We start from the raw sequence: 11,763 nt of genomic DNA, 5'->3' as shown, positions 1-11,763 counted from the left end.
AGGGCGCGAACGCGGTACCACCTTGCATCGTTATACTGTCGCCAGCATAATCTCATAAACTACAGCCATCAATCGACTAGAGTTTGGTGACGATAATGGGCACCACCCCACTGAATTTCGTTTGGAATTCAAAAGCTCACAGGTTACTTTCACAAACATTGTGCCACCCATTCTCATCAACTAGGGCTCGCTTCAAGCACATCTTGCCTGTTACTCCTCTGCTTCATAACTTGTTTAATCTATTGTTAGCCATTCTAAATAATTGATGAGAAATGTCAATAGATTTTAATCTGAAACAGTGTGAAATGTATTTCCCGGGAAATGTCACATCATTATTTTTGCGCGTGATGCGGTTCCTTAATCATAAGACCTGCAGCAATTGCGCCCACAACAACTAGGGTAATAGCTGTCACAAGAACACCTTTATAGCCCTGATTAAATGCGCTGAACACCGCTTTGTTCATTTGTCGTAAAACTTCCGATCCATTTACATAATGTGCAGTAAATCTCTTTGCGCCTTCAACAACGCTATGGCCGGCCATTGGTCCTGCCTGGTGAAGGCCTTTCGTAATTCCTGCCACTGCTTGTTGTGGTAACTGGCTAATTGCTTTTATGTTTGTCGTAACTGCAGGGTCATAAATATGGCTCAAACGTAAACCGTAAATAACCACTCCAAAACTGATCCCTAATTGCCGAAAGACATTCATTACGCCGCTTGCCATACCAACCTGACTCATTTTCACGCTATCCATCGCTGCCGAGGACAAAGGCGGGTTCACAATTGCATTACCGATGCCTAAAAGCGCAAAGCCAGCCACAAAGTCAATATACATAACCTTGAGGCTAACGGCGTGGTAAATAATCAAAAAGCCGCAACCAATTAATAACAACCCGCCACTGATCATCCAACGTTTTTGCCAACGGCCGGACAACATGCCAGCAATAGGGCCTAAAATCATACTGAAAATACTGATTGCTAACTGTCTAACCCCCGTTTGCATAGCAGAATATCCAAGATAATCTTGCATCCAAATCGTCAAATACGTGAAGAAAGCATATAACCCAGCGCCCAAACAGAAAGCAGCAATAATGGTGCCATCGAACGAAATTGATTTAAAAATGGTCAAGTCAATCATCGGACTCTTAAGGTGACGTTCCAGCAAAATAAAACCAATTAGTAGCACAATTCCCGCAATCAAATAACCGGCAACGTGCAAGTTCGACCAATGCCATGCTGAATGAGTCTCTTTTTGAACCAGGCCGAATACAAGACTAAACACCATTGCAATACTTATCAACATACCAATCCAGTCAATTGACCCCTGGCGATTACCGTAGCTTTCATCAACAAAGTAGATAGCACCTAACAATGCGATAACACCAATCGGCACATTGATCATAAAAATAGCCCGCCAATTGAATAGCTGAATTAAGTACCCGCCAAGTAGCGGCCCCATAGCGGTGGCGACCCCAATCACGGAACTCCAAATACCAAACGCCAGTCCACGGTCACGTCCGACAAAGGTAGATGCCACAATCGTCATCGACAGCCCCATAATGCCTGCGCCACCAATTCCTTGAATCGTTCTGAATAAGTTAAGCCGTAACCCCGTTGTTGATAATGCTGAGGCGAGTGATCCTAACGTGAAAATTGTTAATTCAATAAAGAAAATTCGTTTGCGTCCAAAAATATCGCCGAGTTTGGAAGCAACCAATAAGACAACAGCATACGCCAGGGTATACGCATTGATAATCCATTGAACGTCACTAAATGATTCATTAAAGCTTTTTTGGATCGTTGGCAACGCCACGTTAACAATCGTCACATCCAACAGTGACATAAACACCGCCACACACAGTGTTGCCAAGCTCAACCAGCGGCGAGCCCCACCAACATTAGTCTTTGTTTCCATTCTGTACCTCCTCAATTGTTGACTTAGTCCATTTCAATGCCGCTGTTGCCTGAACCTTGGTTAACGCCATCAGCCGAACGGCATCTTTAAGATCATCTGGCGTGATCTTCGTCTGCTGTAAATAAGCTTCGGCATCTGCAACATCTTCAATTTTATTTTCCAAATACTGTTCAAATTCGCCTAAAATACTGAGTTGCAAACTCAGGTCAATTTGATGAAAATTACGAAACTTAACTTCATACGTAAAATCAGTGTTTTGATTCAATGGAACTGGAGCCGTCATGAGTTCTTCAAATCGTTCTCTACCCAGCTCAGTCAGTGTGGCATCCTTTTTGCCACGATTAGCGTCATCCTGACTGTCCGTCAATGTAATAAATCCCTTTGTTTCCAGTCGATCCAATAGCGGGTAGATCATGCCAAAACTAATTTTTCGCCGGTTACCGACAATTCGTTGTAAAACATTCCGTAACAGATAGCCAGTCATCGGTTTATCTGTCAGTTGTCCCAAAACAAATAATTCGTACATTAAGACGCCTCCATATATCAGTCAGATATGTTATTTGTGAAATTATCATATATCAGACTGATACATTCGTCAATAATGAACTTAAAACGTTTTTTTAATTAAATTGCTTTCATCCGTAGCGGCACACTTGTACGATAGTTTTAAAATAGCGCAATATGAAAGATGATGGCCTAATGCTTTTAAAAGACTACACAACTATAACTGATCCATCACAATATCCGGATGACCTATTTTCCAGTGCGTTTGTCATCTGTCAATTTCAAGCATGTTACCTCGTCGGCTTTAACAACTGGCGTTTGCGATGGGAAATTCCCGCTGGCAAACGTGAGCCTAAAGAAGCGCCAACTGAATCAGTTTTACAAACGGCTATTCGCGAACTGTGTGAAGAAACACATCAAACCGCACAGCACTTGACGCTTTGCGGAATAGCTACTATCTTCGATGAAGACAAAAAAGAAACCAGAAATCGTGCCGTCTGTGCCGGTGATATTTCACAACCAACGCCCTTTATTTTTCACAAGGGTGACGAAATGGATAAAATCAAGTTTGTGCCCAGCCAAGACCTGAATACAATCAATATTGATCCAGTCGACTTGGCGATTGTACGTCAGTTTGAAAAGCACGTTAACATCCAATGGAGGGACAATTTGTAACATGGTTAAACAAGGTAAATACGCTGGCAGTAGTCGGCAAAAGCAGCTACGCAATTTACGCCAGCGAATTAGTAATAAGGGCCAACATACGATTGGTGAGGCCGATTTAGTCGACTTTTTGCTCGTCCGCTGGCATTTAACTCGGCATAATCAGACGCAGTTGGTTGAACAAACCACGCAACACTTCTTACGCACTTGGCTCGAACAGGCTCAACAAACTAACACGTCCGTTTGGAATATTGCGACAATTACAACCAATACTTTGAAAGCCTTCGCCATTCAGGTGCCATGGCAATTTTACGCAATCATTAATCACGAATGGTCACACCTGCAACGTTTTTTGACCAAAGAAGTGCCTGCAGTGCCGCTTGCAGATCAACATCTTACAGACAATCAACTAACTCCAAATGATTGGCACACATCTCTTAGCACACAACTGACGGTCAACAGTTTCTTGTTGATGTTTAAAGGGAATCAACAACAGTTAAGCAGTGTGTCCAATCAACAAATTGATCAATTGCGTCACAGTTTCCAGACTGAGCAGGGTCTGGATTGGCAAGCCGTTGCCACCGTTTTTCAACCGCTCAAATACACCATCCCTGCAGACGCAGACGAAGATAGCGTCCAATGGCTGACAGAGCTAGACTCGCTTACTCCTGATGCTTTACAAAAGTGAACCGAACTCAAAAAAGCTCTGCTAGACGACCAATGTTTGGTCGCCTATGCAGGGCTTTTCGCGGTTTCTAAATTTGTTTCATTATGTGAAAATTACTTGCTGGCCTTTGCGCCTTTATCCACGTAGCTTAATGTTCCAATTGGACCAGATACTTGGAGCTTACCATTCTTGTAAACAAGCTTAGTGACAGCCGCGTTCTTTAATGGCTTGCCCTCGTACTTCTTGCTCATTGTGGACAAGTATTCGTTGATGGACATTCCTGAACTAACCACCAACACATTACCACCGCCATCTTTCGAAGTTGTCTTCGCAATGTGGTTGAGTTCCGTCGTCATCCGTTGCTGCACCTCTTTAGCACTTTCGGCACGATCAGCTTTGACTAATTTAGTATCCTGGCTGTTTTGAGTGTCGAGCTTGTGGTAGGCGTCCTGCAGCTGATTCCAGTAATCCTTACCCGTTTTCTGCATGAACTCATCGCCAGTCTTGTAGCCATATACGCCGGCAATCTTGTTATTATCGGCAGCGATACTGTCACCTTCAAAACTACCGTAACCACCTTCGCGCAAATCTTTGTTCTGGTTAACAGAGACATGTTTATTGCCTGAGTACTTCAACACTTCCTGCGCTGTTACTGTTTGTCGGGTTAAGTCCCCTGTGTAGGCTGCCTTGAACTTAGTGTTTTTCAAGCCACGGCCTAAATCATCGGCTACTTTAATCCCGTTCTTAGTCAGTGGAAAGTTGCTCCAGCCCTGGACACGCATCATAACGTTGGCAGTCGTTTCTCCGTGCCGAGTTAAGTATATGGTCACTGGTTTTGTGCTAGTAGCCATAGCCGGTTCACTAGTAACGTTGGCCATTCCAAACGTCCCTAAAGCTGTAATAGTACCTAGAATAAGTGCAAATTTCTTCTTAAATGACATATGAAAATCTCCTCAATTAAGTGTTCTAGAAACCGCTTACATAAGCATATCAAATAAAATTGGCGAGTTCTCTGTTTATTAGAGAACTCGCCAATTTTATTAGGAAATGTTCATAATGTAAATTATTGACGCACTATGAGCAACGACTTGATTGCTTCACGTTTGTCCATCGCCTCGTAAGCATCCTCAATGTGTTTTAAATCAAACCGTTTGGTGAACACCTTACCTGGATGAATCTCACCCTTTAACACTGCGTCCAAGAGAATGTTCCGATCATCAGTCGTTACAGAAGCGATTCCACCACGGAGACCAATATTTTTCCAGAATAAACTATTGGTATTCATGTCCGCTTTTTGTGGCACACCGACACGACCAACAACGGCACCTGGACGTGCGACCTTAACTGCTGTGTCAACTGATTGTTCCGTTCCGACACATTCCAAAACGGCATCGGCGCCAGCACCATCTGTCAGGGACATCACAGCCTTCACTGCATCATCTCCGCGCTCTGCAACGATATCTGTTGCACCAAATGCCTTGGCCAATTTTTGACGATCTTCGTGACGACTCATCGCAATAATCCGTTTGGCACCACGCAACTTAGCGGCAATTACACCGCACAGACCAACAGCACCATCGCCCATAACAACAACGGTGTCATCCTTCTTAACCTCAGCGGATGACGCAGCATGATAACCTGTTGCCATAACGTCGGCTAATGTTAACAGATCGTTCAATTGGTCATCTGTATAATCTGATGGCTGTCCAGGCACCTTAACCAGCGCCCAATTTGCATTCTTAAATCGTAAATATTCACCCTGATAGCCGACCACTTCATCGTCACTTGGATTCAAACAATCACCATCAAAGCCGGCCAGACAAGCGGCACAGTGACCACAACCGTGTGTGAATGGCGCAATGACAAAGTCACCAGGTTTAACGTCAGTTACCTCTGAGCCGACCTCCTCGACAATGCCGATGGCTTCATGCCCGACTGGCGTATTCTTTGGTCGGTCAGAAATGCCACGATACCACCACAAGTCTGATCCACAAACACAGGCCCGAACGATTTTCAAAATTGCGTCTGTTGGCTGCTTAATTTCTGGCTTAGGTAAATCCTGCGTTTCAACTTTTCCTGGCTCTACAAACACTGCTGTTTTCATTATTAACGTCCTCCAATTATTTTCTATTAATACCGAGGCTATCACGTGACCCATACGTGGCGTCATGGGCAAGATGCATCACTAAGTCAGCAAGGCTTTCGCGTGAAACATCGTGGCCGCCAAACGGTTCTCCTTTTTTCGTCACTTGATAGTCCGTATCATCCCGGTTATCAAACCATCCCGGACGAATCACCGTATAGTTCAGATCAGATGCCTCAATAATATCGGCAGCATCCCGATATGTTTGCAACATTGGATTATGTTCAAGGTTACCGTCTGCACCAACGCTGGCCGGAATCTCGTTGTAGATTCCCATCGACGTAATGAATAACAGTCGGTCAACATTGGCACGATCCATCGCTGACACAATTGCCGTTGCCATTTCTGGTAAATTGCCACTTAAAGCAGCAAATACAACATCCTGCTTTTGAAGTGCATCGTTTAAGATTTGAGTGTCAGTCACATTTCCCTGAATTGCTCGCTCGCGCTGCTCATTCAGTTTGCCTAACCGATCTGGAATGCGTGCCATTAACGTTAACTGATCATCCGTGCGTTCCAAGAAATATTGACGTGTCACCTGACCAATTGAGCCCGTGGCGCCGATAATAAGTACGTTTGCCATTTAATTTACCTCCTGTTTCACGTGTAACAATGATTACTTTACAACCTTACAGTAACTTGAAGGCAACACTTACTTTTGCTTTTCTGGCAAAATTAAGAAAATCGCTGCCAACAACGAAATCAGCAATAAACCTGCGCCGATTAAAATAGCATAGTGAAAGCCTATCACCTGATTTTTAAACAGACCTTGAACGCTAACCAAAATTGACAATCCCACGGATCCACCAATCTGATGCATCACGTTGACAACACCAGATGCCGCACCAGCGTCCCTTACATCAGTGTGCGCCACGCCCGCAGCAGTAAATGGACTAAGCGAGAGTCCTTGTCCAACGCCAATGATAACCATTGGTAAGGCAATGCCCAGCCAATAGCCAGTGCTAACCGTAAAGAAACTCATCCATGTCATACCAATCAACGTTAAGAATATACCAATTGTCAGTAAGCGCCCATTACCAAACTTCGCCGTTAAACGCGCGACCTGTAAAGCCACGATAAAGTTAACGATCGTCAATGGAAAGAAAGCGACACCAGCCATTAACGCGCTAAAACCTAATTGTCTTTGCATCAGTTGTGGTGTAATAAACCAAAAGCCAAGCATTGCGCCCAAATATAAGAAACGTCCTAAGTACGCGCCAATACGTTCACGATTCTTAAACAACCGTAACGGCATAATCGGCTGGCTCGTTCGATATTCTTGGTAAACAAAGATCACCAGTAGCACAATTGCCAGTATGAGCGCGGATAACTTTCCCCAAGTACCAACAATGCTGTACACCAACGCACTCATTCCAAATAAAGAGCTTAACGTACCAAGCCAATCCAGCTTTCCAGATTGACCGCCATCCTTCTGTAAATGACGAACAGATAAGTAGTACATCCACATACTGATAGGAACGTTGATGAAAAATCCAACACGCCATGTCAGCAGGCTGGCAAACACGCCGCCAATAACTAAGCTAACACTCGCACCAATTCCGGCCATAGCACCATAATATGCAATGGCACGTACACGTGCAGGACCGTCATAAGTATCCATCAAAATAGCCAAGGTCGTTGGTGCAAGAATGGCCGAGCCAATTCCTTGAAAGGCTCTGGAAGCGATAATCATCGGTGCATTAACTGATAATCCAACTAGTAGTGAACCTATTCCAAAGATAACCAGACCAATTTGAAATACACGTCGCCGACCAAACAAATCCCCTGCCCGACCGCCAAGCAGTAAAAATCCACCGAACGTTAACGAATAGGCGCTGCTAATCCAAGATAAAGTTTGCTGATTTAGCTGTAAATCTTGAGCAATTTTGACAGTTCCCGTAAAAATAATTGAATTATCAAGCAAGATCATAAAATAACTCATCAAAATAACTAATAGTATCCAATCGAATCTTTTCTTCGTTGCCATGTTGTCCTCCTGTTGTTATGCAATGTTTGAAAGCTTAGACCTTCAACTGCACTTCAACGCAACAAGAAAAGTTTCTTTTTTCGGCGAATCGTCATTCATATGGATAAAAACAGACTAACCTTAGTGGCGAGAAATGATTCGACGGAATCGTTTCTCGCCACTTTTAGTTTCTGTTAAAGTGGTGGTGAAGTTGACAAGCCGTGGTAGTTTTTGGCGCTTTGACGTCGTAATAAAAAATGGCAACTTCACCGGTATGATCCAAATTTGTTCTTAGTCTGTTGGCCTTCAGGTCGTGTTTTGAAAATTAAATTGATCATATTAACGTGGAACAACTTCAGAAAGATGGTGAATCAAATGACAGTCGCATTTGGTCTTGATGTTAGTAAGGCTACTTCGGCAGTAGCCATAGTGAATGATGGTGTCACCGTTAAACAATTCAAGATTGATAATAACTGGTTTGGCTTTCAAAACTTACTCAAAGAGATGAAAGAGTACGCAAAACCGCAAATCGTGTTTGAAGCCACAGGTGTATACTCTCGTCGGGTACAGCGATTTCTAGAAGATAATCATTATGCTTATACGCGTTTGAATCCATTGGCTGCCAAAAAGCAGTTAGATAGCCTACGGCCAAATAAGACAGACAATAACGATGCTTTGCATTTAGCTCAAACACAGCTCGTTATAAAGCGTCGATTGGAATATTACCAGAAGCCGGTTTACCACGACTTGATGGACGATAGTCACTTCTATGAACAACTCAATGAAGATGTCGTTCGTGAGAAGAATCGATTACATCGTAGTTTACAATTAACTTTCCCGGAAATAGAATCTTTGCTTAGTAGACCGGATGGCGAACAATACTGGAACATCGTGCAGCGTTATCCACACCCCGATCTGCTTGAAGAACTCAGTCCAGACGGATTAGGAAAAATAATCATGGAAACGACTCCCAAGAATATTTCTCTAAATCGCGCGATCATGGTCGCAAAGAAATTACTCCATCTAGCACAAGCATCGTATCCAGCGGATCGCGTTGAGGCACCGTCGGTGTCGCAGACGCGCTACCACGCTAAACGAGTCAGCGAACTAACCCGTCATAAACAACAGCTGATTAAAGCCATGACAGCGTTAGCTAAGTCCCTTCCAGAGTTTGATATTTTAATGAGTATCCCTGGATTTGCGGAGACAACCACTGTGTTATTAATCGGTGAACTGGGCGATATTCGGCGTTTCAGTAGCTCTAATAAGCTCAATGCCTTTATTGGCATTGACTTACGCCATTATGAATCCGGCGAATTCGTGGCCGCTGACCATATCAGTAAGCGTGGTGACACATTTGCCCGTAAGCTACTATTTCGCACAATCAGTAATATCGCGACGGTCGCTCACTACCATCCGAATCATATTAACGACTTTTATCAACGCAGAAAAAAACAATCTCCTCAGTCAGGGACTAAGAGGATTGCCATCGCTGCGATGGGTCGCCTGTTACGAACGATTTACCATCTCGTGATTACGAATCAGATGTATATATACGGCGTCAAGCGCCAATCATTCTGATTACGTCTATAGTGTACTAGCCTTACTCAAAAAATAAAATGGCTAAGGTCTATTTAGTGTACTCAAAAATCGTATTCCAAACTGTTCAAATCGCAAAGAAACCGTTTTGAATCCCTAAGTTCAAATCAATTCAAAGACATAAATACTGCTAGACCTATATTAATACTTGACTAGAGGTAGAAAAAACTACTAATCGCTACCCTCACTAGGTAATCAATTAGCAGTTCTATTTTTAATCTTTCACAATCCTGTATTCTTAAAATCACTCAATAGACTAGGGGATGTTTAAAAATCAGCTATTTATCGTTCGCCTTCCATAATCGTTCAAAGGTCTTAATAATCGTGTCAGTCGTAAAACCATACTTAGCAACAACTTCTGGTCCTTTACCACTTGCGCCAAAGCGATCAACACTCACGTTGGCACCGCGAGTACCCGTGAAGGCACCCCATCCAAATGAAGACGCCATTTCGATGGATATACGTAACTGAACATCTCTGGGTAAGACGGATTCTTGATACTCGGCCGATTGTTGTTTAAAAATATCCATACTTGGCATCGAAACAACGGACACATCATACGAGCGATCACGTAATGTTTGCTGTGCTTCTATCGCTAGGGCCACTTCTGAACCAGTAGCAATTAAAATGCCATCGGGTGTTTGACTCTTAGCGGGTGAAATTACGTACGCACCCTTTGACACTTTGTCAGCGTCTGCCCCTTCAAGCAGTGGTGTGGCCTGTCGCGTCAAGACAAGTACGCTGGGCCGATCAGTCGTCTGGGCAATAGTCTGCCAAGCGCCCAATGTTTCGTTTGCATCTGCTGGGCGAAGCACATTAACGTTTGGAATGCTTCGCAAAGCGGCTAACTGCTCAATTGGTTCATGGGTTGGCCCATCTTCACCTACGGCCAGTGAATCATGTGTGAAGATAAAGGTTGATGGTATTTGCTGGATAGCAGCCAAACGAACGGCCGCCTTTAGATAGTCACTAAAGACGAAGAACGTACTACCAAACACGCGCGTACCACCATGCAACGTAATACCGTTAACTGCTGCTGCCATGCCAAACTCACGCACACCAAAGTAAATATTGCGACCTTTTGGCGTTAATGGTGTAAAGGCTTCGTCGGCTTTCAAACTTGTCTTATTGGACGAAGACAAATCAGCGGCACCGCCCCAAAAATTGTCATTCTCTGCGGCAATCTGTTGCATCAAATCAGCATTAACCACCCGAGTTGCTGTTGGCGTCTTATACGTATCATAGTCCAGCGAAACATTTGCTAAATCTAGCTTATTATCCAAATATTTCTTAGCAACATCTGGAAATTTCGTTTGGTAGTCGGCAAACATGCTTTGCCAATTCTTGTAACCGCGTTGCTTTTTATCCACGGCTGCACTGTAAGTATCATAAATCTCATCACTAATCTCAAACGGAGCAGCAGACCAGCCATAAAATTCACGCATCTTGGCAACATTTTCTTCACCCAGTGCAGAGCCGTGAACCTTATTCGTCCCCGCTTCAGGCGTACCGTAACCAATAATTGTTTTGACTTCGATTAAGGTTGGCCGATCGTTTTGCTGAGCTTGTTTAATTGCGGCGTAGATGTCGTCCAAATTATTGCCATCCAAAACACGTTCATAGTCCCACTTAGCTGCTTTAAAACGCGCGCTGACCTCATCATTAGCACTTAACGAAAGTGGACCATCTAATGACACATCGTTTGAATCATAAAGCACAATCAACTTATTTAGGCGCTTATCACCAGCAATGTTAATCGCTTCATGACTGATGCCTTCCATCAAGTCACCATCACCAACAAGCGCATACGTGTAATGGTCAAACACATTGTATCCTGGTCTGTTCACCATAGCTGCTAAATGTTTTTCCGCCATGGCCATTCCAACGGCCATTCCCAATCCCTGTCCAAGAGGACCGGTTGTCGCATCGATACCTGCTGTTTCAGTTACCTCTGGATGTCCAGGCGTTAGCGACCCTAACTGACGAAATTGTTTTAAATCGTCAGTTGTTAAGCCAAAGTGATTAAGATGCAACAAACTGTAAAGCAGTGCGGATCCATGACCGGCGCTCAATACAAAGCGGTCACGATTAAGCCACTTAGGATCTTCGGGATTGAAATTCATCAATCTTTCCCATAAAACATAGGCCATCGGTGCAGCATCGATTGGCAAACCTGGGTGTCCACTGTTAGCCTTTTGAATCATGTCAACACTCAGAAAGCGGATTGCATTAACGGCTGCGGTATCTTTTTCAGTAAATGTCATTTCTCTTTTATCTTCCTTTCAAAAATGACCCGGTAGAATAACTT

General features: G+C 43.7%; 10 protein-coding genes. 3 read left to right on the top strand and 7 right to left on the bottom strand.

Going from position 1 to position 11,763, the window contains the following annotated elements; genetic code table 11:
• Positions 1-332: 332 nt before the first annotated feature.
• Together LROSL1_RS00430 and LROSL1_RS00425 are read right to left on the bottom strand one after the other, a co-directional pair.
• Entirely contained in the window at positions 333-1,913 is a 1,581-nt protein-coding gene (locus tag LROSL1_RS00430; RefSeq protein ID WP_178913327.1) for an MFS transporter, read from the bottom strand.
• Entirely contained in the window at positions 1,897-2,439 is a 543-nt protein-coding gene (locus tag LROSL1_RS00425; protein ID WP_178913326.1) for a PadR family transcriptional regulator, read from the bottom strand. Before LROSL1_RS00425 ends, LROSL1_RS00430 begins: the two co-directional genes overlap by 17 nt.
• Before the next feature lie 173 nt (positions 2,440-2,612).
• Here LROSL1_RS00425 and LROSL1_RS00420 point away from each other — a divergent pair, with 173 nt between their 5' ends.
• Both LROSL1_RS00420 and LROSL1_RS00415 read left to right on the top strand, forming a co-directional pair.
• A complete protein-coding gene (locus tag LROSL1_RS00420; protein WP_178913325.1) occupies positions 2,613-3,092 on the top strand; it encodes an NUDIX hydrolase in 480 nt (159 codons plus the stop codon).
• A 1-nt stretch (position 3,093) separates the two neighbouring features.
• Entirely contained in the window at positions 3,094-3,768 is a 675-nt protein-coding gene (locus tag LROSL1_RS00415) for a hypothetical protein (RefSeq protein WP_178913324.1), read from the top strand.
• 92 nt (positions 3,769-3,860) lie between these two features.
• Here the strand turns inward: LROSL1_RS00415 and LROSL1_RS00410 are convergent, their stop codons facing one another.
• The 4 genes from LROSL1_RS00410 to LROSL1_RS00395 all read right to left on the bottom strand — a co-directional run bounded on the left by LROSL1_RS00410 (position 3,861) and on the right by LROSL1_RS00395 (position 7,877).
• Entirely contained in the window at positions 3,861-4,688 is an 828-nt protein-coding gene (locus tag LROSL1_RS00410; RefSeq protein ID WP_178913323.1) for a histidine phosphatase family protein, read from the bottom strand.
• A 122-nt stretch (positions 4,689-4,810) separates the two neighbouring features.
• Positions 4,811-5,851, bottom strand: a complete 1,041-nt coding sequence (locus tag LROSL1_RS00405) for a zinc-dependent alcohol dehydrogenase family protein (RefSeq protein ID WP_178913322.1) — start codon at positions 5,849-5,851, stop codon at positions 4,811-4,813.
• Between the two features lie 16 nt (positions 5,852-5,867).
• Positions 5,868-6,473 (bottom strand): NAD(P)H-binding protein, encoded by a 606-nt coding sequence (locus LROSL1_RS00400; protein WP_178913321.1) that lies wholly within the window; start codon positions 6,471-6,473, stop codon positions 5,868-5,870.
• 69 nt (positions 6,474-6,542) lie between these two features.
• The gene (locus LROSL1_RS00395; RefSeq protein ID WP_178913320.1) at positions 6,543-7,877 is read right to left on the bottom strand and encodes an MFS transporter; all 1,335 of its coding nucleotides are present in this window, start codon (positions 7,875-7,877) and stop codon (positions 6,543-6,545) included.
• A gap of 354 nt (positions 7,878-8,231) precedes the next feature.
• Here LROSL1_RS00395 and LROSL1_RS00390 point away from each other — a divergent pair, with 354 nt between their 5' ends.
• Positions 8,232-9,437, top strand: a complete 1,206-nt coding sequence (locus tag LROSL1_RS00390) for an IS110 family RNA-guided transposase (protein WP_225440509.1) — start codon at positions 8,232-8,234, stop codon at positions 9,435-9,437.
• A 296-nt stretch (positions 9,438-9,733) separates the two neighbouring features.
• On the opposite strand, the gene tkt is transcribed toward LROSL1_RS00390, so the two are convergent.
• Positions 9,734-11,719 carry a transketolase gene (gene tkt, locus LROSL1_RS00385; protein WP_178913318.1) on the bottom strand — a complete coding sequence of 662 codons (1,986 nt, stop codon included), beginning with the start codon at positions 11,717-11,719 and terminating at the stop codon, positions 9,734-9,736.
• Positions 11,720-11,763: the final 44 nt, after the last annotated feature.

This window comes from Furfurilactobacillus rossiae, assembly GCF_013394005.1.
In the GTDB taxonomy this organism is placed as follows: domain Bacteria; phylum Bacillota; class Bacilli; order Lactobacillales; family Lactobacillaceae; genus Furfurilactobacillus; species Furfurilactobacillus rossiae.
Note: the sequence above shows the minus strand (reverse complement) of the source record. Positions and strands in the feature narration are given on the sequence as shown.